Genomic DNA, 21,705 nt, shown 5'->3' with positions numbered 1-21,705 from the left:
TATTGCTTACGCGGCGACCATCAGGCCTTCGGCTTTCAGCTTGGCGTGGGTCTGATCCAGCGATTTCACCGCGCGTTCGATCAGCGTGTCCACGTCGCTCTTCTGCAGGATCAGCGGCGGGGAGATGATCATGCGATCGCCCACGTGGCGCATCACCAGCTGGTTGCCGAAGCAATGATCGCGGCAGATCAGCCCGGCAGTGCCGGAGCCTGCCGCGAAAGCGGCGCGGGAGGCCTTGTCGGAGGTCATCGCGATGGAGCCCATGAAGCCGACGATCTTGGCCTCGCCCACCAGCGGATGATCGACAAGCTGCGCCCATTTCTCGGCCAGATAGGGGCCGGTGTGCACGGCAACGTTCTCAACCAGCTTTTCGTCTTCGATGATGCGCAGGTTTTCCAGCGCGATGGCGCAGGCCACCGGGTGGCCGGAGTAGGTGTAGCCGTGGTTGAAATCGCCAGCCTCGGCCACCGTGTTGGCCACCTCGTCGCTCACCAGCGAACCGCCGATAGGCGCATAGCCCGAGGAAAGCCCCTTGGCGATCGTCATGATGTCGGGGCGGATGCCCATCGTTTGCGAGCCGAACCACTGGCCGGTGCGCCCGAAGCCGCAGATCACCTCGTCAGCGATCAGCAGGATGTCGTGGGCATCACAGATGCGCTGGATCTCGGGCCAGTAGGTGGACGGCGGCACGATCACGCCGCCCGCGCCCTGAATCGGCTCAGCGATGAAGGCCGCGATCTTATCTTCACCAAGTTCGGCGATCTTCTCTTCCAGCTCGCGGGCGCGCATGAGGCCGAACTCTTCCGGGCTCATCTCGCCGCCCTCGGCCCACCAGTTGGGCTGGCCGATGTGCACGATATCGGCAATCGGCAGACCGCCCTGCGCGTGCATCGGCTGCATGCCGCCAAGGCTTGCGCCGGCCATGGTGGAGCCGTGGTAGGCGTTCTTGCGGCTGATCACGATCTTCTTCTCGGGCTTGCCCTTGGCCGCCCAATAGTGCCGCACGAGGCGAAGGTTGGTGTCATTCGCATCGGAGCCGCCGGAGGCGTAGAACACGTGGTTCAGATCGCCCGGTGCCAGCTCGGCAAGCCGCTGGGCCAGCGCGATGGCGGGCACGTGGGTCGTCTGGAAGAAGGTGTTGTAGTAGGGCAGTTCCTTGAGCTGGCGCGCGGCGACTTCGGCGATGCTGTCGCGGCCATAGCCCACGTTCACGCACCACAGGCCCGCCATACCATCAAGGATCTCGATGCCGTTGCTGTCGGTCAGCGTGACACCCGTGGCGCGGGTGATGACGCGCGCGCCTTTCTTGGCCAGCTGTGCGCCCGCGGTGAAAGGGTGCATGTGGTGCGCGGCGTCCAGCGCCTGCAGTTCCTCGGTGGGAAGGTGGTTGGAAATCATGTTCATTCTCGTGTCTCCGTCCTGTCGCTGATCAGACGTTCAGCAGAAGGTGTTGGCGTTCCCAGGGGGAAATTTCGCGTTTGAATTCTTCAAGTTCGGCGCGCTTGATGGCGTCAAAGAGGGTGCAGAACTCGGCACCGAGCACCTCCTGCACCGCGGTGTCGCCCTCGAACAGGTCGAGCGCATCGCCGAGGTTGTCGGGCAGTTCTGCTTCCCCGGCGTAGACTTCACCGCTCACCTCGGGCCGCGGCGCGGTGGCGTTGACCATGCCGAGGTAGCCGCAGGCCAGCGAGGCCGCGATGGCGAGGTAGGGGTTGCAGTCAATACCGATCACCCGGTTCTCCACGCGCCGCGCCTCTGGCCCCGACGTGGGGATGCGCAGGCCCGTGGTGCGGTTGTCCGCGCCCCACTCAAGGTTCGTCGGCGCGCTCTGTCCGGCGGTAAAGCGGCGGTAGCTGTTCACATAGGGCGCGAGCAGGGGCAGCACGCTCATCAGGTGCTTCTGGCTGCCGCCGATGAAATGCAGGAAGGCGTCCGACGCGCTGCCATCGGCGTTGGAGAAGATGTTCTGCCCGGTTTTCGCATCCACGACACTCTGGTGGATGTGCATGGCGCTGCCCGGCTCATCGCGCATGGGCTTGGCCATGAAGGTGGCAAACGTGCCGTTCTTCAGCGCCGCCTCTCGGATCGCGCGTTTGCAATAGAAAACCTGATCGGCCAGCGCCAGCGGATCGCCGTGCAGCAGGTTGATCTCGATCTGGCCCGCGCCGCCTTCCTGGATCAGCGTGTCCAGCTCCAGCCCCTGCGCCTCGGCGTAATCGTAGATCGTGTCGATCACCGGGCCGTATTCATCCACGGCCACCATCGAGTAAGCCTGACGCCCGGCCCCTTTGCGCCCGGTGCGGCCCACGGGGGGCTCGATCGGCTCGTTCGGGTCGACGTTGGGCTTGGTCAGGTAGAATTCCAGCTCCGGCGCGACGATGGGCTCCCAGCCCTTGGCGCGATACATCGCCAGCACGCGCTTGAGCACGTTTCGCGGTGCCACGGCCAGAGGCGTGCCGTCCCGCATCTCCAGATCGTTGATCACCTGCAAGGTTTTGTCGTCCGCCCACGGCACGGCGGAAGCGGTGGACATATCGGGCCGCAGACGGATGTCCATCTCCGTCCACTGGTTCGGGATGTCGGCGATGTCCACGTATTCGCCGGTGATCGTTTGGTAAAACAGCGAGACGGGCAGGAAGAAGGTGCTGTCCGGGGTGAATTTGTAGAACGGCATGGATTTGCCGCGCGACATGCCGGTGAGATCGGGAATGATACATTCCACCTCTTCGATCCGGCCTTCTCCCTGATAGGCGCGGAACGCCTCGGGAAGCGATTGTGTCCAGTCAGCGGTCACAGGGCACCTGTTGGTTGCAAGTTTCGGTTGCTGATTCGCGCCTCGGAGGTGCGGGCCGTTATGAAACCGCCCGGATTTTACGCCGAACCGTCAGCTTGCCGTCAGAATATGATCAAAAAAATTCCTGTCAAACGGTTTTGATCAAATCTCATCGCTCAAGGTCTGCCGGATTTGTTCGAGCCCTTGGTGGATGTCCTGCCGGATGGCGGCGCAGACGGTGTCGGGCGCACGCTCTGCAAGGGCATCCAGCGCTTCGTCGTGCTTGTCGGGCAGGTTGGCGGTGCCGTGGCGGCCACAGACAACGCGCAATGAGGGGCCTGCGCGCAGCCAGAGCGCTTCGGCGGTGGCCAGCAGAATCGGAGCCTCGGCAAAACCATAAAGATGCATGTGGAAGGCGTGGTTGTGGCGCAAGTAGCCGCCCACATCGCCCGCATCGATGGCCGCGTTGAGATTGTTGTCGATGGCGCGCAGGGTGTGGATGCCCTGTTTATCAATGTTAATAGCCGCTTGGCGGGCCAGTTCCGGCTCCACGTGGAGCCGCAGGAAGGCCAGTTGTTCAAGGTCTTTCAAGGTCAGTTCGGGCACGCAGATGCGGCGATTGCCCATTGGCAGCAATGCGCCTTCCGCAGTCAGGCGGCGCAGGGCTTCACGGATCGGAGTCATGCCGACGGAGAGCGCCTCGGCCAGGCCCTGGATGGTGACAGGCTGCGCAGGCGCAAGATCGCCAAACAGGATCATCTCCCGGATCTGGCGGTAGACGATCTCATGCGCAGGGATTTTCCTTGTCGTTTCGTCCATCTCTTTTAACATGCCCTCCCGTAGCGATCCGAAACCCTTTGCCTTGGCTGATATTTGCACTGCGCCACGTTGGCTGCAAATATCATATTGCCTTGAGTTTGGATTTTTGATCAAAATACGAAAAAAGGAAAGGGGCAAGAAAGCCCCACGCATAACACGCCTCAACATCGGGAGATGCACATGAAGAAAACCCTCGTCCCCGCCACGCTGGCCCTTGCCATAGGTGCTGGTGCGGCCGTCGCGGAAGAAGTCCGCGTCTACAACTGGTCGGATTACATCGACGAAGCGCTGCTTACGAAATTCGAAGAAGAGACCGGCATCAAGCTGATCTACGACGTGTTCGATTCCAACGAAGTGCTGGAAACCAAGCTGCTCGCCGGCTCCACTGGCTATGACGTGGTCGTGCCCTCCGGCACCTTCCTGCAGCGCCAGATCACCGCTGGCGTGTTCCAGCCGCTGGATTTCGCGCAGCTGTCCAACGCCGAGAACCTCTGGGACGTGATCAAGGATCGCACCGACAAATACGACCCGGGCAACCAGTACTCCATCAACTACATGTGGGGCACCACCGGCATCGGTATCAACGCCGAGAAGGTCGCCGAGGTGCTTGGCCCGGACGCGCCGGTCGACTCGCTCGCCATGCTGTTTGACCCGGCCAATATGGAAAAGCTGAAAGCCTGTGGTGTGCATGTGCTGGACGCCCCGGTTGAGGTGATCCCGGCGGCGCTGGCCTATCTTGGCGAAGATCCGGACAGCCAGGACCCGGACGTGATCGCGAAAACAGAAGAGATCCTCACCGCGATGGCGCCGAACGTGCTGAAGTTCCACTCGTCCGAGTACATCTCCGCGCTTGCCAACGGCGACATCTGCGTGGCCTTCGGCTGGTCCGGCGACATCCTGCAGGCGCGCGACCGTGCCGATGAGGCCGACAACGGCGTGACCATCGAGTACTACGCGCCGAAGGAAGGCGCGCTGATGTGGTTCGACCAGATGGCCATCCCGGCCGATGCGCCGAACCCGGAAGGTGCCCACAAGTTCCTGAACTTCATCCTCGATGCTCAGAACATGGCCGATGCTTCCAACTACGTTTACTACGCCAACGGCAACAAGGCCTCTCAGGCTCTGCTGAACGAGGATGTGATCGGTGACGTGGCCATCTACCCGAGCCCCGAAGCTCTGGAGAACCTTTACACCACCTCGCCCTATGAGCCGAAGGTCCAGCGCGTCGTGACGCGCCTCTGGACCAAGGTGAAATCCGGCTCCTGATCCCAAAAACGCGGCTCCGCCCTGAGGAAGGGCGGGGCCGCTTTCAATTTTCGAGGCAGACATGGCGCAAGTGGCCCCCCGCCCGGTGTTCGAACCCTGGAACGATCCGGCAGAAAAACCCCTCATCCAGTTCCAGAACGTGACGAAGCGCTTCGGCGAGTTCACCGCGATCGACTCCCTCTCGCTCGACATCTACGAGAAAGAGTTCTTCGCGCTGCTGGGGCCATCGGGCTGCGGCAAGACAACCATGATGCGGATGCTCGGCGGCTTTGAAACGCCAACCGAAGGCAAGATCCTTCTGGCCGGCAAGGACATTGGCCCGGTGCCGCCCAACAAGCGCCCGGTGAACATGATGTTCCAGTCCTACGCGCTGTTTCCGCACCTCACCATCTACGACAATATCGCTTTCGGGCTGAAGCGCTCCGACATGCCGAAGTCCGAGATCGCGGGCCGGGTTGAGGAGATGCTCAAGCTCACGCGGCTGGGCAAGTTTGCCTCCCGCAAGCCGCACCAGATTTCTGGCGGTCAGCGCCAGCGCGTGGCGCTTGCCCGCTCGCTCGCCAAGGCGCCCAAACTGCTGCTGCTCGATGAGCCGCTCGGCGCGCTCGACAAGAAACTGCGCACCGAAACCCAGTTTGAACTGATGGACATTCAGGAGCGCACCGGCACCACCTTCGTGATCGTGACCCACGATCAGGAAGAGGCCATGACAGTGGCGAGCCGCATCGCGGTGATGAACGACGGCCTGCTCGTGCAGGTCGATACCCCCGGCCGCATCTACGAGACGCCGAACTCCACCTATGTGGCGGATTTCATTGGCGACGTGAACATCATCGAAGGCACCATCGCCTCTGCGGGCGAAGAGGGCTACGCCATCGCCTGGGCGGAAGGCCAGCCGCATCTGACGGCGAAATCGGCCACCGAACTGGGCAAGGGGGATCGCTGCTTCTTCGCGATCCGCCCCGAGAAAATCGCCATCTCTGCCGACAAGCCGGAGGACCGCCCCAACGCGGTGCAGGGCAAGATCCTTGATATCGCCTATCTCGGCAATCTTTCCACCTACCACGTGGAACTGCCCGGCGGCGTGATCATCAAGGCGCAGACAGCCAACGACCGCCGTATCTCGCGCCGCAGTTTCACATGGGAAGATCCGGTGTGGCTCTCTTGGACGTCGACCGCCGGCGTCCTGCTGGCGAGCTAGGGGGCATCATGCGCCGTTTCACCGTCATCGCCGTTCCCTACCTCTGGCTGCTCGCGCTTTTCCTCGTGCCCTTCGGGATCGTCTTCAAGATCTCGCTCTCGGACGCGGCCCTCGCCATTCCGCCTTACACGCCGACGCTCGATCTGTCCGAAGGTTGGGCCGGGATCAAGGCGCTGTTTGCGGAGCTGGATTTCGAGAATTTCGTCTGGCTCACGCAGGATGATCTTTATTGGCGGGCCTATCTCTCCTCGCTGCAGATCGCGCTGATCTCCACGTTGGGCTGTCTGCTCGTGGGCTTCCCCATCGCCTATGGCATGGCCAACGCCAATGAAAGCTGGCGCCCGACGCTGATGATGCTGGTGATCCTGCCGTTCTGGACGTCGTTCCTGATCCGCGTGTACGCTTGGATTGGGATCCTTTCCACGGAAGGTCTGCTGAACCAGTTCCTGATGAACATCGGCATCATCGCCGAGCCGTTGCAGATCCTGAACACCAACAAGGCCGTCTACATCGGTATCATCTACACCTATCTGCCCTTCATGATCCTGCCGATCTACGCCTCGCTCGAGCGGATCGACGGAAGCCTTCTGGAAGCGGCAGAGGATCTGGGCTGCTCGCGTCTGCAGGCCTTCTGGCTGATCACCGCGCCGCTGGCCAAGCCCGGCGTCATCGCGGGCTCTTTCCTTGTCTTCATCCCGACTCTGGGTGAGTTCGTGATCCCCTCGCTTCTGGGCGGCTCGCGCACGCTGATGATCGGCAAGGTGCTGTGGGAGGAGTTCTTCTCCAACCGCGACTGGCCCGTGGCCTCGGCCGTGGCCGTTGTGCTGCTGCTGATCCTCGTGATCCCCATCGTGCTGTTCCAGCGCAACGAGCAGAAACAGCGGGAGGCAGAGCAATGAGCCGCAAGTTCACATGGTTCAACGCCACGGCGCTCACACTGGGCTTTGCCTTCCTTTACATCCCGATGGTGGTGCTGGTTGTCTATTCGTTCAACGAAAGCAAGCTTGTGACCGTCTGGGCCGGCTTCTCCACCAAATGGTATGGCGAGCTGTTCCGCAACCAGGCCTTCCTTGACGCCGCCTGGGTGACGATCAAGGTCGCCGTGATGTCCTCCACGCTGGCCACGGTGCTCGGCACGATGGCGGCCTATGTGCTGGTGCGGGCCGGGCGCTTCCGGGGCCGGACGCTGTTTTCCGGCATGATCTACGCCCCGCTTGTGATGCCAGAGGTGATCACCGGCCTGTCGCTCTTGCTGCTGTTCATCTCGCTCAACGTGCCGCGGGGCGTCTTTACCATCGTGCTGGCGCATACGACCTTTTCGATGTGCTACGTTTCGGTCGTCGTCTCTTCCCGTCTGGCGAGCTTTGACCGCTCGCTGGAGGAAGCCGCGCTCGATCTGGGCTGCACGCCCTTTGACGCCTTCAAATCCGTTACCCTGCCTGTGATCGCGCCTGCCGTGATTTCGGGCTGGCTGCTGGCCTTCACCCTGTCGCTCGACGATCTGGTGATCGCCTCCTTCACCTCGGGGCCAAGCTCCACCACGCTCCCGATCAAGATCTTCTCGGCCGTGCGCCTTGGCGTCAGCCCCGAGATCAACGCGCTGTCCACCATCATGATTTCCATCGTGACGGTCGGCGTGATAACCGCCTCGCTGATGTCAAAACGCGCGCTCGTGAAGCGCCAGCGGGACGAACAAAGAGCCTTCCAGCAATGAATACCTTCCTCGACGAATTCAAAGCCTATGTGGCGGATCATGGCAAACCCGACCGGATCGAGCTGATGCTCTGCGATCTGAACGGGGTGCTGCGCGGCAAATGGCTGCCCGGGGATGGCGCGGGCAAACTGGCGCGCGGCGGCGTGCGCCTGCCGCTCTCCACCTACGCGCCCAATATCTTCGGCGAGGAGGTCTCGGCCACGGGGCTCGGCATCGTCGTGGGCGACCCCGACGGGGAGATCCAGCCGATCCCGGGCTCGCTGCAGCGCGTGCCGTGGGTCGATGGCAACGTGGTGCAGGTGCAGGTGGTGATGACGGACGACAGCGGCGAGGTCAGCTACCTCTGCCCGCAGGCGCGGCTGCAGGCCGTGCTCGATCGTTTCAACGCGCGCGACATGCGTCCGGTTGTCGCCACCGAGCTTGAGTTCTACCTGCTGCAGAAGCGCGAAAGCCCCGATGCGCCGCCGGTGCCGCCCTCGGGCTCGCCCACCGCGCAGAACTACGATCTGGACGTGCTGCGGCGGCTCGAACACGTGCTGCGCGAGATCACCGATGCCTGTGCCACGCAAGGCCTCGCCACCGATACGCTGATCGCCGAATACGGCCCCGGCCAATTCGAGATCAACTTCCACCACACGCAGGATGTGCTGGCGGCGGCAGAAACCGCGCTGCATTTCAAGCGGCTGGTGGCCGAGATTGCCGACAGCCACGACTATGAAGCCACCTTCATGGCCAAACCCTATGCCGATTACCCCGGCAACGGGATGCACGCCCATATGAGCCTTGTGGATGGGGCAGGGCGCAACCTCTATGACGACGGCTCTGATGAGCCGTCGCCGCTTCTGAAGCAATCTGTGGCTGGTGTGCTGGCGACGATGCGCGATCTGCAGGCTGTTTTCGCGCCGCATATGAACTCCTACCGCCGCTTTGCGCCGGAAAGCTTCGCGCCGAGCGCGCCGGACTGGGGGCTGGATCACCGCGGCGCGGCCGTGCGCCTGCCTGAGGTCTCCGGCCCGGGCGCACGTCTGGAGCACCGCATCTGCGGCGCGGATGTGAACCCCTATCTGGCGCTTGCCGGTATTCTGGGCGGCGTGCTCTACGGGTTGGAAAACGATCCGCCCCTGCCGCTGCCGCTGGATGATCCCGAGGCCAAACCAGCCCGCCGCCTGACCCACGATTGGCGCCGCGCGGTGGAGCGTTTTGCCGCTTCCGAGGCTGCCGCCGATATTTTCACCGCCGCCTACCGCGACGTCTATGTCGCCGTGCGCCGCGATGAGATCACGCGGATGATGTCGGAGATCACCCCGGCGGAATACCGGACGTATCTGTCCCGCCTCTGACCATGAGCCGCCTCTACGAAGACAGCGCCTATGGGGCAGAGTCCGACGCGGGCTGTTTCTGGCGCGAGACAATCGCGCCGGAGGCCTTCGACGGCCCGCTCACGGCGGCCACCTCCTGCGATGTGGCGGTGATCGGCGCGGGCTACACCGGCCTGAATGCCGCTCTGGCACTTGCGCAGGCGGGGCAGGACGTGGTGGTGCTGGAAGAGCAGACGCCCGGATGGGGTGCGTCCGGGCGCAACGGCGGCTTCTGCTGCCTCGGCGGCACCGCTCTTGAGGGCCACCAGCTCGTGGCGAGATACGGTCAGGAGGCGACCCGCGCCTTCCTCGGGGCCGAGCGCGCCGCCGTGGATCACGTGGCCAACCTGCTCGATTCACACGGTATCGACGCGGACCGGCACTCGGACGGCGAAGTGCAACTGGCCCACAGCAAGGCGGCCTTCGCCCAGTATCCGGGCGAGGCCGAGTATTACCGCCAGATGCTGGGCCTTGAATGCTCGGTGCTATCAGCGGAGGCACAAGCCGAGGCAGGTATGGCCGCCGCCAACGCCCACGGCGCGCTGCATGTGCCGGTTGGCTTTGCCCTGAACCCGCGAAAATACGCGCTGGGGCTCGCGCGAGCCTGCGCCACAGCCGGTGCGCGCATCCACAGCCAGACGCCCGTGGTCTCCGTCACCCAAACCAACGGGCGCTTCACCCTGCGCACGCCGCAAGGCGAAGTGACGGCCCGCAAACTGATCTTCGCCACCAACGGCTATTCGCGCGAGGATCTGCCGGGCTGGTACGCGTCGCGCTACCTGCCGGTGCAATCCAACGTGATCGTCACTCGCCCGCTCACAACGGCAGAGCAGGAAGCGCAGGGCTGGACGTCCGCGCAGATGGCTTACGACAGCCGCCACCTGCTGCACTACTTCCGCCTGATGCCCGATGGGCGCTTCCTCTTCGGGATGCGCGGCGGGGTGACGGCGAAACCGGCCGAGATGGCACGCCGCAAAGCCCAGATCCGGGCCGACTTCGACGCCATGTTCCCCGCCTGGGCCCATGTGGAAACACCGCATTTCTGGGCCGGGCTGCTCTGCGTCAGCTGCGATCTGACACCCTACGCCGGCCCGGTGCCGGGGATGGAGGGGGCCTTCACCGCGCTGGCCTACCACGGCAACGGTGTGGCGATGGGCTCTTTCGCGGGCGCGCGGCTGGCCGAGATGGCGCTGGGGCTTGAAACCAAAGCCCCGCTGCCCGATATCATGCGGCGCCCCCTGCGCCGTTACCCCTTGGGCCGCGCCCGGCGGCTCCTGCTGCATGCAGCCTATGTGGCCTATGGCCTGAAAGATCGGAGATCGTGATGGAGAGCACCCCCTTGCGCGTTGGCATCCTTGAAACCGGCCGCCCGCCGGAAGAGCTGGCCCCGTCCTACCCGGACTATCCGGGCATGGTGGCGGAGTGGCTTGCGCCGCTGCCAGCGGAATTCACGAGCTTTGCCGTACTTGATGGTGAAATCCCGGCGGAGCCCTCTGTCTGCGACCTCTGGGTGATCACGGGCTCCAAGTTTGGCGTCTATGAGGACCACAGCTGGATCGCGCCGCTCGAAGGCTTCATCCGCGCCTGCCGGGATGCGGGCAAGAAAATGATCGGCATCTGCTTCGGCCACCAGATCATCGCGCAGGCGCTGGGTGGCAAGGTGAGCAAATCCCACAAGGGCTGGTCGCTCGGCGTGCAGGATTACGCGGTCACGGGCTGGCCCGAAGGGCTGGGCGCCGCGCCCGAGGCAATCACGCTGCAGGCCTACCATCAGGATCAGGTCGACGCCGCGCCGGACGGTGCCGAAGTGATCGCCGCCAGCGATTTCTGCCCCATCGCCGGGCTCTGGTATCCGGGCTTTGCGCTCACCTTCCAGGGCCACCCTGAGTTCCGCGCGCCCTACACCAGCGCGCTTCTGGACTGCCGCAAGGGCAGCATTCTTGCGCCCGCTCTGGTGGAGGAAGCGCAAGAGACGATGTCCAAACCGACCAACGCTGACGTATTGGCGGAACGCATCGCGGCGCATCACACGGCGATCTGATCGGTCATCCCCCAGCGGCGGCGCTTTCGAGCGCCACCGTGGCCCTTCGATATGAGCGCGGCTAGACCGGCCCTTTGTGCGGGTCCTGCGCGCCCCTCCAAAGCCCTTGTGCCCGTAGGGCGCAGCCCCGATGCTGCCAGAATGGCACCCGAGACCGCGTTTTCTTTTGCTGCACTCAGCCCCCCGGCCCGCCGGCACATCCGGGTGTTTCAGGTCCACCAGTTTCTGGACCGTCTCGCCATGGGGCTCACGGTGTCCATTGTCGTGCTCGCGCTGGCGGACAGGGGCATGGACCCGGTGCAGATCTCGGCGCTCTTTGCAGTTTACGCGCTCACGACCATGGCCATGGAAGTGCCCTTCGGCGGCGTGGCCGACAGCCTCGGACGCAAGCCCGTCTTCCTGAGCGCCGTCGTGGCCAGCCTGATCTCCATCGCGCTTTTCCTTTCGAGCAGCGGCTTCCCCGGCCTCGCACTGTCTTTCGCCTTCATCGGCTTCGGGCGGGCGCTTCGGTCCGGGACGCTCGATGCGTGGTTTGTCGAGGGCTTCTGGGCCGCCGCGCCGCGAGTGGACGTTCAGCCCGCGCTGGCCAGGGCGCAATGGGCTAATGCGCTGGGCCTCGCCACGGGCGCTGTCCTTGGCGGCCTGCTGCCCGACGTGCTGGGCCCGGCGGCGGAAGGCCTTGGGCTCCGACGCTATGATGTGTCTTATGTGGCCAGCTTCGGGGTGATGCTGGGCGTGTTCCTATTCACGATGCGGGCCATCGCGGAAGCGCCGCGCCCCAAACCCGCCGGTGCCCTGTGGCAGGGCTTCGCCGAGGTGCCATCGCTGATCGGGGGCGCGGCCCGCCTTGCCGCGAGCCGCCCGCCGCTGTCGCTGCTTCTGGTGGCGCTGGCGTTCTTCCTGATGGCAACCAACCCGGTGGAGGTGTTCTGGCCGCCGCAAGTCAAACCGATGTTGAACGAAACCCGCGGCAACACCGTCATCGGCGTGCTGACGGCCGGCTATTTCTTTGCCATCGCCGCCGGGGCGGCGCTTTCTCCCGTCGTCAGCCGGATCTTTGGGCGGCGACATGCGCTGACGCTCGCGGCGGCCTTTGCCTGCCTGGCAGGGCTACAACTCGCCCTCGCGCTGCAGGGGGAGATCTTTGGCTTCGTGGCCGTCTTCCTGCTCTATGCCCTGTGCCTCGGGATCAGCGAAACCCCGGCCAGCAGCCTGCTGCATCAGAGCGTGGACGACCGTCAGCGCTCGACGATGCTCTCCCTGCGCTCGCTGATCCAGCAGTTGGGGGCTGCCGTGGGCCTATTGGTCGCCGGGGCCATCGCCGAGGCCTATGGCACGGCGGTGGCTTGGGCCCTCGGTGCTGGGTTTCTGGCCTTGGCGGTGGTGGTCGCGCTGGTGCTGGCCCGACATCTGGCCGCGGATCAGCGATAGCCACTGGCAGGGCAGCGGTTCAGGCTGCGCTTGCTCGGCCAGGGCGTCACAGGCCCGCCGCCGGGCCTGTGTTTCGGGTCTCGGCCCTGAGCAATCTCATCGCCCCTAGGAGGGGCCTTCGGTTGCCAAAGGCCGGTGTGTCAGGCGTTCACATCCACCACGACGCGCCCCTTGACCTGGCCTTTCAGAATGTCGCGGCCCAGTTGCGGAAGTTCCGAAAGCATCGCCGGGCGGATCATGGCCTCAAGCTTGCGCATGGGCAGATCCTCCACGATCCGCTGCCAGGCGCGCTGGCGGTTCTCGAAGGGCTGCATCACGCTGTCGATGCCCAGAAGGTTCACGCCGCGCAGCAGGAAAGGCACCACCGTCGCGCCCGTCATCGCCGCGCCGCCAGCGAGGCCCACAGCGGCGACAGAGCCGCCATATTGCATCTGCGTCAGAACCTTGGAGAGCATCGCCCCGCCCACGGCATCCACGCAACCGGCCCAGACCTCGCGCTCCAGCGGCTTGCCCGACGGCTCCGCAAGTTCTTCGCGCGGGATGATCGTACTGGCCCCCAAGTCCTTGAGGTAGTCGGCCTGATCCGCCCGCCCTGTGACACCTGCTACCTCGTAGCCGCGATTGGCAAGAATGGCTGTCGCCACCGACCCAACACCCCCCGCCGCGCCGGTCACCAGCACGGGGCCGTTTTCGGGCCGCAGCCCGTGATCTTCCAGCGACATGACGGCGAGCATGGAGGTAAACCCGGCCGTGCCGACAGCCATCGCCTGTTTCATGCTGAGGCCCGCGGGAAGCGGCACGAGGTAGTCGGCCTTCACACGCGCCTTCTGGGCATAACCGCCCCATTGCACTTCGCCCACACGCCAGCCGGTCAGCACCACCTTGTCACCCGGCTTGTAGCGCGGATCGCTGCTCTCCTCGACGGTACCGGCAAAATCGATGCCCGGCACATGGGGAAAATTGCGCACGAGCCCGCCCGTGGCGTTCACGCAGAGCCCGTCTTTATAGTTCAACGTCGAATAGGCGACGGCGACGGTCACATCGCCCTCGGGCAACCGGTCCTCCCCGATTTCCTCGATCGTCTGGCTGACGGTGCCATCCTCTGCCTTGTCCACCAGCAATGCCTTGAACATGCTCACTCTCCCAAATCTGCAATCGCTCTCAAGGGGGGAGGGAACGCCATGGGGCAGGCGGAGTCAACTTTCATGCCTCCGGCGGGGATATTTTCACCAAGCTGAAAGGGCCCCACTTTGTTCCCTAAATATCTCGGGGGAGTCGCCAAAGGCGGCGGGGGCAGAGCCCCCTTTTGCGCCCTCAGCCGTGGGCACTGCCCTGCATCGTGGATGCGATTGCACCGTAGGTTTCGAGCCAGGCGGATTTCACCTCTTCGGTGAACGCCGGGCCAAGCCCTTGCTGCAGGGTATGGATGAGGCTCGCGCCGACGGCGTCGTAGTGGTGCGGCTCAACGCCGTAATCCACGTGCCGGGCGCCGAGGTCGGCCAGTGCGGGCAGCAGCGTTTCAGGCGCGGACAGGCTGTTGACGGCGAAGGCGAGGGTTTTCATCAGTTTCGCCTTTTGCTCGGCCATCTCTGCTGGAAACATCGGGCGCAGGTCTGGGTGGGTTTCGAAGAGATGCGCGTAGAAAAGGTCGGCGGCGGTGTCGGCGATCGGTGCCACCTGTGCGAAGCTGTCCTGAACTGTGGCGATTGTTGCGGGCGTCATGGCGTCTCCTTTGCTGTCCTGTCGTGATGAAGCCCGGCGCAGCGGCGCGCATGCAAGCGCCAAAGCCGCTTTCGGCCCGTCGGCCTAAGGCGGCTGCCTGTTTGACAGGCAGTCTTCAGAGCTGGTCTGCCGTTTGCAGCAGCAGCGGATCGGACGGGTTGGCCTGCAGCCCGTCCGCAATCGTTGCGCGGGCGCCGTCGGGATCCCCGGTGGCGGCCTTGATGCGCGCCAGCATGGACCAGGCCTGCACCAGTTGCGGATCCAGCCGCACAGCTTCACTGAAGGCTTGGGTGGCGGCGGGAATGTTGCGCAGGGTCAGGGCCGCGCCGCCCATGATCAGATGCGCCTCGGGGAAATCGGCGCGCACCATCAGCGTGTCGCGCCAGTCGCTCGCCGCGGCGGAAAAGGCCTGTGCGGAGGGCTGCGGCAGCCGCGCGATGGGGGCGGCGAACATCTCCAGCACCGCCGCCAGCCGCACGAGGCGGGACGGGTCCGACAGGGCCGGCAGCAGGCGCTGAACCTTGTCCAGATCCGGCGCGGCGCGCTGCAAGCTGGCCGCCGCCGCACGTACCATCGGGTCGGGATCGGTAAGCAGGCTGGCGAGCGCGGCGGCGGCCTCCGGGCTTTCGGCCCCGCGCATCAGTTCCATCGCGGTGGCGCGGATGATCGCGGGCTGATCCGTGGCCAGCGCGATCTGCGCCAGCGCGTTGATCTGGCGCGCCGGATTGGCGCGGGCATTGGCGAAGGTGGTGGCGAAATGCGGCCCCCGGTGGCGGCTCTCCGGGAAGCGCGCTTCCAGCTCAGAGGCAGCCCAGGCAGGCGTCTGATCCGTGTGGCAACCGGTGCAGGCATCGGGCGCGTTGCTCGTAGTGGCCAGATCCGGGCGCGGCACGCGGAAGCTGTGATCGCGGCGGCCATCCACACCCATGTAGGTGCGTTCGATCATATGGCAGGATTTGCACTGCGCACCCTCGCTGCCCGCTTCATGGAAATGGTGCTCGGGCGTGTCGTAGTCGGCCAGCGCCAGGCTCGGGAAATCGGGGTTTCCGGCCGGTGAGTGGCATTGTGTGCAGGTGGCGTTGCCTTCAGCGATCAGCCCGGCGGAGTGCACCTCGTGGCAGTTGGAGCAGCGCACGCCCTTGGCGGCCATTTTCGACTGCAGGAAGGAGCCGTAGACATAGACCTCGTCCAGAATGGAGCCATCGTCGTGGTAGAGGCCGGGGCGCAGAAGGGCGAGCCGGTAGGCTTCGTCGTAGGCGGTACCGGGGAGGGGGTTGCCGTTGCCGAAAGCCTCGCGGCGGGAGTGGCAGCCGGCGCATTGTTCGCGCTCGGCGATCGGATCATCCGGGGAGAAGCTCATGGTGAAACCGGCGTCATCGGTCGCGTCAGTGAAGGCCGGGTTGATCACGCCAAGCTGCGCCCATTCCACATGGGCCTGACCGGGCCCATGACAGGCTTCGCAGCCGACGCCGATCTCGGTCTGCGTGCTGGCGTAAGTCTTTGATACCGGGTCGTAGTTTTTCTCGTAATTTGTCGCGTGGCACTCCGCGCAGCGGGCGTTCCAATTCTTGTAAGCTCCGCTCCAGTGCAGCCCGTCGGCGGGCGACAGATCGCTTTCGGGGTAAAGGTGATACCAGCGCTCTTCTTCCACGTCCCAAACTACGTCGAAGCTCTGCAGCCGCCCCGGTTCGGTTTCGATCAGATATTGCTGCAGGGGCGCGATCCCGGCGGTGGAGTGGATCGGGTAGATGCGCTGGCTGCCGTCGGGCTCCTGCACTTCGACCATATAGGCGCCGTCTTCGCGGAAGAAGCGCGTGGTGAGCCCGTCCAGCGTGAAGGTGGCGTTGTCGAAATCGCCCAGCACGTTGCCGGGGGTGGGCGGCAGCCAGGCCTTGGCGTGGTGGGAGCCCTGCCATGCGGTGGTTTCGCCTTCGTGGCAGTCGGCGCAGGCCGCGGAGCCAACATAGGCCGGGACCGACCCGGGCGCGTCGGATTGGGCAAAAGCGGGCAGGGCGGCCAGGCAGAAGAACAGGGCAGAGGCGACGCGGCGCAAGATCATGCAGGGGTTCCGGGATTGAGCGGCGGCAGGGCGGCCTGCCGTTTGGAGGTTTCGGTGCGGCTGGCGGCAGCGCGGGCCTTTTCCATCGCCCGGCACACGGCGCTCCAATCGGAGGCACTCTGGCCACCGTAGGCAGAAGCGGAGGCGGATTGAAGGGCTGTGCGCAGTTCTGTGGCGCGGGCGCCGCCCAGCCGGGCCTCCCACAGCGAAAGCGCTGTGAGGCTCGCGCCGTAATCCTGCGCCGCGACGGATTCTTTCAGCAGCGCATAGGCATGGGCCTCGGAGGCAAGATAGGCGGCATGGCGGGCAGTTCGCCGGGCTTTGAGGCGCGGGGCGAGAAAGCGCGCCAACATCCCAGTGGCCAGCAGCAGAAGGGCCCCGGCGGCGAGCGCGAGATAGAGCCGAAGACGGCTTTCCGGCGTGGATTCAGGCGCTGCTGGTGTTGGGCCGTCGGAAAAGAGGGCGAGGGGGTCCGTCCCGGCGTCCTGAACGGCGTTCTTGGACAGGTCCCACCACGAAAGAGCGACGCCGGGCAGGCTGCCCTCGAAGCCGGCTTCGGCCACATAGGTGGTCTTCTCAACCCGCGTGCCGGATAGCACGCCGCGGTTCTCGCTCTCGGTGATCACGGGCTCGGCAGGGTAGGCGGCGAGCCCCGGCAGGCTGTCGGCCCCCAGAAGCTGCGGCAGCAGGATCGGTGTGGTGCCGGTGATCTTAGCAGTGATCGTGCGGGTGAAGCTCGCGCCGGGGATCAATGCATCGGGGGTGCCCTCGATGGTCTCACTGATCTCAAGCCTCTCCGCGGCCACGAAGGGCGAAAGCCCTTCCGCACCCTGAGGCAGAGCGGCAGAGAAGCGGATTTCGGGCGTTTGCAGGCTCGCCTGCAGCGGCTCGGTTTTGCCCGGCTCCGCATAGAGCACTTGCAGCTCCTGTGGCGGGATCGCGAAATCGCCGGCCACCATCGGATAGAGCCTGTAGGTGCGGCTTACGCCGGACCATGTTTCGCCATTCACTGTCTCGCTCACCGGCGTCGTGGAACGCTCGCCCAGCCGGGTGATGACGTTGGGCACCTCCAGCGGCGGGAAGGTGATGGGTTTGGAGAGCCACGTTGGCACCAGCACCTTCATGCGCACCACCACGGGTTGGCCTGGGATGACGGGCGCCTCAGGGAGATCCACCGTAAGCTGCGGCTCGGCAAGGGTTTCTGGTGGGGTTTCCTGCTGCTGTTGCTGGCTTGTGGCCGTGTTGCCCGAGCCGATGTCAAACACCTGCGCGGCCGAAGGCAGCGGCAGAAGCGCCGTGAGCGTGAGCAGGATCAGGGCGCGCCTCATTGCCCGTCTCCCTGCGTGCGCGCCGCGTTTTCCTGAACAAATCTCTGGCGGAGGAAATCGCCGGTGCGGGTGTCCACCGTGTTCATCCATTGCTCGGCGGTCAGGATTTCGGGGCCGTTCTCCTGCGCGTCGATCTCGGTTTCCGCGCCGCGCGCGGCTTCGTTGTCGAACACGACATCATCCGCGCCGATGCCCTGATCCTCGCCGGTGTCGCTTTGCTCGCGGGTGCTTTCCACATATTCCACGATCTCTTTGGAGATCTCGAGGTTCTCGGCGGCGGCGGCGTTGTCCGGGTCGCGCTCCACCGCTTTTTCAAAGGCGCGCACGCCGTCGCGGTAGGCGCGGTTCTTGATGTGGGCCATGCCTTCGCCCATGGCGGCGTTGGAGCTGTCCAGACGCGCGTAGGCCTCGGCGGCCTCGGCATATTGGCCACTTTTGTAAAGGCTGTAGGCCTGCCAGTCCGGATCCACAAAGAGCTCGGCCGCGCGGGCGTAGTCCTTGCGGTTGAAGGCGATCTGGCCCTGCTGGTCGGGGGTGAGGAACCAATCCGCCAGCCCGTCCGCGCGGGCCTGCTGGGCGGGAAGCATCGTGACCGCCAGCCCGGCGATCATGGCCCATCGCATCACCCAGCCGCGCCGGAAGGAGAGCAGCAACAGGAGCGCAGCGGGCCAGGCAAAGAGCCAGCCCCGATCATCCCATTGCTGGCGCTCATCCTGCAGAAGCGCTGCGCGGTAGGCGGCGTTGAGGCGGCGGTCGATTGCGGCCACGTCGCTCCCGTCAGGCGTGACGCGCTGGGTGATCAGCGTGGAGAGCCCGTCCAGCCCGCCCGCGCTCACCCCTTCCGGGGCCATTACCAGAAAGGCGATTTCGGGCGCGGCGGGTGTGAAGGTGGAGACATCGGCCTGATCCAGCGTGGCCAGCACGAAAAGGATCGCCGACGCGCCTTCGCTTGCGGCCACCTCTTGTGCCAGAGCGAGCGCCTGAGACGCATCGCGCCCGTCCACCGGCATGATCTCGGGCCCAAGGCCCTCCAGATAAGGGGTGATCACGCTGGGATCTTCGGTGAAAGGCACCACGCGATGGGCGCTTCCGGCGTAGGTAACGAGCGCGTTGCGCCCGCCGGCGCGCAAGCTGAGCAGATCGCGCACCTTCTGCTTGGCGCGCTCCATGCGGTCAGGCGCGATGTCGGTCTCGCGCATCTCCTTGCCCGCTTCCATCACGATCACCACGGGCGCGAGTTGGGAGACGAAAGGGTTGGGCACCCGGCTCCACGTCGGCCCGGCGGCGCCGATGGCGGCGCAGAGCAGCGCCAGCGCCACGCCGTCTACCGGCTGGAAGCGACGGCCCTCCGGCGCACCGATGGTGAGCGCGGCGGCAATGTGCGCAGGCAGGCGGGCGATGGCGCTGGTGTCGGGGCGGTTGGCGCGGCGGGCCAGCCACCACAGCAGTGCAAGCACCGGCACCGCCAAGAGCCAGAGCGGGCGCAGAAAGTGGAAGGCCTCAAGGCTGGCGGCAAGGGCGCTCATGCGGCAGTCCCTTCCGTTTTCGGCGCTTGTGCCCGTCGCCGCTGGCCTGCGAGCATGGAGAGCAGAAAAGAAAGCCCCACCAGCAGCCCGGCCCCGAGGAACAGATGCGAAAGCGGCGTGCGCGGGCGGTAGGAGAGCGTTTCGGTTTCGCGCGGGGTGAGCGCGTCGATTTCGGCATAGATCCCGGCGAGCGTTTCGGCGTCTCCGGCAAAGAAGGTCTGCCCGCCGGTGCGCCGGGCGATATCTTCCAGCGTGGAGAGATCCACCCGGTTTTCGCCCTCCCCATCGGGATCGCCCACGGCGACGGTATGGATCGTGACGCCCTCCCCGGCGGCGATCTCGGCGGCGTTGATCGGCGTCATGCGGCTGGCGGTGTCGGAGCCGTCCGACAGCAGGATCATCAGCCGCTGCTCTATCTCGGAGTTCTCGAACGTGCGGATGGCAAGACCGATGGAATCGCCGATGGCGGTGTGCGGCCCGGCCATGCCGACGGTGGTTTGATCGAGCAGTTCGCGCAGGCTTTCCAGATCTTCGGTCAGCGGGGCCTGCAGGAAGGCCTTGGTGCCAAAGACGATGAGCGCCACGCGGTCACCCTCGCGGGCGGTGATAAACTCGCCCACCACGTCCTTCACGGTGGCAAGGCGCTGCTGCGGATTGCCTGCGGCATCAGGCATGTCGCGCTCGTCCATGGAACCCGAGATGTCGATGGCGAGGATCACGTCGCGCGCGGCGCGGGTTTCCTCGATGGCCTCGCCCAGTTGCACCGGGCGGGCGAGCGCGGTGAGGATCAGGATCCACGCCACCCAGCCCGCCGCCAGCTGCCAGCGCGAATGGCGCAGCACCACGGAGCCCGCGCCCACATTGGCCCCGGCGGCCTCGGCCAGATCGCCGAAGAAGGGCACGCGCAGGGCGGGCACCTGCTCGCGATGCGGGGGCGTGAAACGCCGCCAGAGCCATGGCAGGGGCAGGGCGAGGAAAGCCCATGGGAAGAGCAGCTCGATCATCCGGCGGCCTCCCTTCGGTGTTGGTCGATCCAGCGGGCGGCAAGCGCGCGGGCCTCGGGCGCTTGGGCGGCGGCAGGCGCATAGGGCGCGGCGGCGAGGCTGCGGCCAGCCTCGGAGTGAAATCCCGCGCCGGGGCAGGTGGTTTCGAGGAAGGCGAGCCAGTCCTCGCCCTGCAATCCGGCCACGCGGGCGCGGCCGAAGCCGGCGATGGCGGTGCGGCGCAGCAGGATCTCGGCCCCCGCCAGATCGCCTTCGGGCAGGGCTTTCAGGGCCGCCACCCCGGCCCGGCGATAGGCCTCGGCCTTGTAGCTGCGGTGCCAGCGCAGGGCGAGCCAGATCAGTAGCGCGGCCAGCAGCACGGCGGCCACGATCCAGCCGCCGGTTTGCGGCAGCATGGAGATCGGCGCGGGGGCTTCCACGTCGTTGAGCGTGTCGATCATTCCGGCAAGGGAGGTGGGCTGATCGCTCATCTGCGCCTCCCGGCCCCAAGGCCCATCAGGCGGCGGATCTGGGGCAGGGTGTCTTCCGCGGTGGAGAGCGGCAGCACGGGCGCGCCGGCGGTGTTTTGCCAGCCAAGCACACGTTCGAGCCGCGCCGCTCCGGCGGCCTCCAGCGCGCGGGTGGTGTCGGCGCGTTCCATGTCGATCTCGGCCTGCAGATCGCCGTCCGAGATCACCAGCCGCTCGCGGAAGGGCATGGCGCGGGCGCTCGGATCCCAGACCGGCAGAAGGATCAGATCATTGTGCCGCGCGATGCCCTTCATCAGGATCTCTGTGCGGGCGTCGATCCCGTCAAAATCGCTGATCAGGAGCACGAGGTGATCGCGCGTGGCGAGGCGGGAGACGGATTTCAGCACCGTGTTCAGCGCCAAGGGGGCTTGCGGCGGGGCTTCGGCGTGCAAGGCAAGGTTGGCCTTGGCCAGCGCCGTGAGGAAGGCGGAGACAGCGGCGCGGTTGCGTTTGGGGCGGAACTCCAGCGGGTCCGCGCCGTCGCCAAAGACGATGCCGCCAACGCGATCACCCTGATCCAGAATGCGATGCGCGGCCAGCGCGGCGGCTTCGGCGGCGGTGACGCTTTTGAGGTTGTGCACCGAGCCGAAGAACATGCTCATTCGCTGGTCCACCACGATAAGGGCAGGGCGGTCGCGCTCCTCGGTGTAGACGCGCACATGGGGTGTGCCGGTGCGGGCGGTGACCTTCCAGTCGATCGACCGCACGTCGTCGCTGGGGAGGTAGTCGCGCAATTCCTCGAAGTTCAGCCCGCGCCCGCGCAGGCGGGAGGCGTGGCGACCGTTGAGCACGCTGCCCGCGGGCTGGCGCGGCAGGAAGGTGAGGCTGCGGGCCTGCGCTTCCAGAGCGCGCAGGTGATCCAGATCGGCATAGAGGCGCGGATCGCGGGGCGCCTGCGCGCCGCGCGGAGGCTTGTCCAGCCCCGCCCGTGTTCTGGCCGCCCGATCCCGCATG

The 21,705-nt window shown here is 65.6% G+C and carries 19 protein-coding genes; 8 read left to right on the top strand and 11 right to left on the bottom strand.

Features of this window, described 5'->3' with window-relative positions; translation table 11 throughout:
- Positions 1 to 6: 6 nt before the first annotated feature.
- The 3 genes from KVX96_RS15020 to KVX96_RS15010 all read right to left on the bottom strand — a co-directional run bounded on the left by KVX96_RS15020 (position 7) and on the right by KVX96_RS15010 (position 3,592).
- Complete coding sequence (locus tag KVX96_RS15020; protein ID WP_261195513.1) at positions 7 to 1,404, bottom strand: aspartate aminotransferase family protein; 1,398 nt, start codon at positions 1,402 to 1,404, stop codon at positions 7 to 9.
- A gap of 25 nt (positions 1,405 to 1,429) precedes the next feature.
- Positions 1,430 to 2,794, bottom strand: coding sequence for a glutamine synthetase family protein (locus KVX96_RS15015; protein WP_261195511.1), 1,365 nt, complete (start codon positions 2,792 to 2,794; stop codon positions 1,430 to 1,432).
- Between the two features lie 141 nt (positions 2,795 to 2,935).
- Positions 2,936 to 3,592, bottom strand: a complete 657-nt coding sequence (locus tag KVX96_RS15010; RefSeq protein WP_261195508.1) for a GntR family transcriptional regulator — start codon at positions 3,590 to 3,592, stop codon at positions 2,936 to 2,938.
- A 180-nt stretch (positions 3,593 to 3,772) separates the two neighbouring features.
- On the opposite strand from KVX96_RS15010, the gene KVX96_RS15005 reads away from it, so the two are divergent.
- From KVX96_RS15005 to KVX96_RS14970, 8 genes are all read left to right on the top strand, one after another.
- Positions 3,773 to 4,858: a polyamine ABC transporter substrate-binding protein gene (locus tag KVX96_RS15005; protein WP_261195506.1), complete on the top strand. Its 1,086-nt coding sequence runs from the start codon at positions 3,773 to 3,775 to the stop codon at positions 4,856 to 4,858.
- 61 nt (positions 4,859 to 4,919) lie between these two features.
- Positions 4,920 to 6,059 carry an ABC transporter ATP-binding protein gene (locus KVX96_RS15000; protein WP_261195505.1) on the top strand — a complete coding sequence of 380 codons (1,140 nt, stop codon included), beginning with the start codon at positions 4,920 to 4,922 and terminating at the stop codon, positions 6,057 to 6,059.
- 8 nt (positions 6,060 to 6,067) lie between these two features.
- Positions 6,068 to 6,958: an ABC transporter permease subunit gene (locus KVX96_RS14995; RefSeq protein WP_261195503.1), complete on the top strand. Its 891-nt coding sequence runs from the start codon at positions 6,068 to 6,070 to the stop codon at positions 6,956 to 6,958.
- Entirely contained in the window at positions 6,955 to 7,773 is an 819-nt protein-coding gene (locus KVX96_RS14990) for an ABC transporter permease (protein WP_261195502.1), read from the top strand. Before KVX96_RS14995 ends, KVX96_RS14990 begins: the two co-directional genes overlap by 4 nt.
- On the top strand, positions 7,770 to 9,113 hold the full coding sequence (locus KVX96_RS14985; RefSeq protein WP_261195501.1) for a glutamine synthetase family protein: 1,344 nt from the start codon (positions 7,770 to 7,772) through the stop codon (positions 9,111 to 9,113). Before KVX96_RS14990 ends, KVX96_RS14985 begins: the two co-directional genes overlap by 4 nt.
- Positions 9,114 to 9,115: 2 nt before the next feature.
- A complete protein-coding gene (locus KVX96_RS14980; RefSeq protein ID WP_261195500.1) occupies positions 9,116 to 10,456 on the top strand; it encodes an NAD(P)/FAD-dependent oxidoreductase in 1,341 nt (446 codons plus the stop codon).
- Entirely contained in the window at positions 10,456 to 11,172 is a 717-nt protein-coding gene (locus KVX96_RS14975) for a type 1 glutamine amidotransferase (RefSeq protein ID WP_261195499.1), read from the top strand. The genes KVX96_RS14980 and KVX96_RS14975 overlap by 1 nt, the downstream gene beginning before the upstream one ends.
- A 141-nt stretch (positions 11,173 to 11,313) precedes the next feature.
- Positions 11,314 to 12,603: an MFS transporter gene (locus KVX96_RS14970; RefSeq protein WP_261195498.1), complete on the top strand. Its 1,290-nt coding sequence runs from the start codon at positions 11,314 to 11,316 to the stop codon at positions 12,601 to 12,603.
- Positions 12,604 to 12,743: 140 nt separating this feature from the next.
- Here KVX96_RS14970 and KVX96_RS14965 read toward each other — a convergent pair whose 3' ends face one another.
- The 8 genes from KVX96_RS14965 to KVX96_RS14930 form a co-directional block, all read right to left on the bottom strand.
- The gene (locus tag KVX96_RS14965; protein ID WP_261195497.1) at positions 12,744 to 13,736 is read right to left on the bottom strand and encodes an MDR family oxidoreductase; all 993 of its coding nucleotides are present in this window, start codon (positions 13,734 to 13,736) and stop codon (positions 12,744 to 12,746) included.
- A gap of 181 nt (positions 13,737 to 13,917) precedes the next feature.
- Entirely contained in the window at positions 13,918 to 14,325 is a 408-nt protein-coding gene (locus KVX96_RS14960) for a globin family protein (protein WP_261195496.1), read from the bottom strand.
- Positions 14,326 to 14,440: 115 nt separating this feature from the next.
- Complete coding sequence (locus KVX96_RS14955) at positions 14,441 to 16,384, bottom strand: multiheme c-type cytochrome (protein ID WP_261195495.1); 1,944 nt, start codon at positions 16,382 to 16,384, stop codon at positions 14,441 to 14,443.
- Positions 16,381 to 17,712, bottom strand: coding sequence for a hypothetical protein (locus KVX96_RS14950; RefSeq protein ID WP_261195493.1), 1,332 nt, complete (start codon positions 17,710 to 17,712; stop codon positions 16,381 to 16,383). Before KVX96_RS14950 ends, KVX96_RS14955 begins: the two co-directional genes overlap by 4 nt.
- The gene (locus KVX96_RS14945; RefSeq protein WP_261195492.1) at positions 17,709 to 19,238 is read right to left on the bottom strand and encodes a vWA domain-containing protein; all 1,530 of its coding nucleotides are present in this window, start codon (positions 19,236 to 19,238) and stop codon (positions 17,709 to 17,711) included. The genes KVX96_RS14950 and KVX96_RS14945 overlap by 4 nt, the downstream gene beginning before the upstream one ends.
- Entirely contained in the window at positions 19,235 to 20,242 is a 1,008-nt protein-coding gene (locus KVX96_RS14940) for a VWA domain-containing protein (protein ID WP_261195491.1), read from the bottom strand. The genes KVX96_RS14945 and KVX96_RS14940 overlap by 4 nt, the downstream gene beginning before the upstream one ends.
- Positions 20,239 to 20,712 carry a DUF4381 domain-containing protein gene (locus KVX96_RS14935; protein WP_261195490.1) on the bottom strand — a complete coding sequence of 158 codons (474 nt, stop codon included), beginning with the start codon at positions 20,710 to 20,712 and terminating at the stop codon, positions 20,239 to 20,241. Before KVX96_RS14935 ends, KVX96_RS14940 begins: the two co-directional genes overlap by 4 nt.
- Positions 20,709 to 21,704 carry a DUF58 domain-containing protein gene (locus KVX96_RS14930; protein WP_261195489.1) on the bottom strand — a complete coding sequence of 332 codons (996 nt, stop codon included), beginning with the start codon at positions 21,702 to 21,704 and terminating at the stop codon, positions 20,709 to 20,711. The genes KVX96_RS14935 and KVX96_RS14930 overlap by 4 nt, the downstream gene beginning before the upstream one ends.
- Position 21,705 lies beyond the last annotated feature (1 nt).

It is taken from the genome of Pseudoruegeria sp. SHC-113 (assembly GCF_025376885.1).
GTDB lineage: Bacteria > Pseudomonadota > Alphaproteobacteria > Rhodobacterales > Rhodobacteraceae > Pseudoruegeria.
Note: the sequence above shows the minus strand (reverse complement) of the source record. Positions and strands in the feature narration are given on the sequence as shown.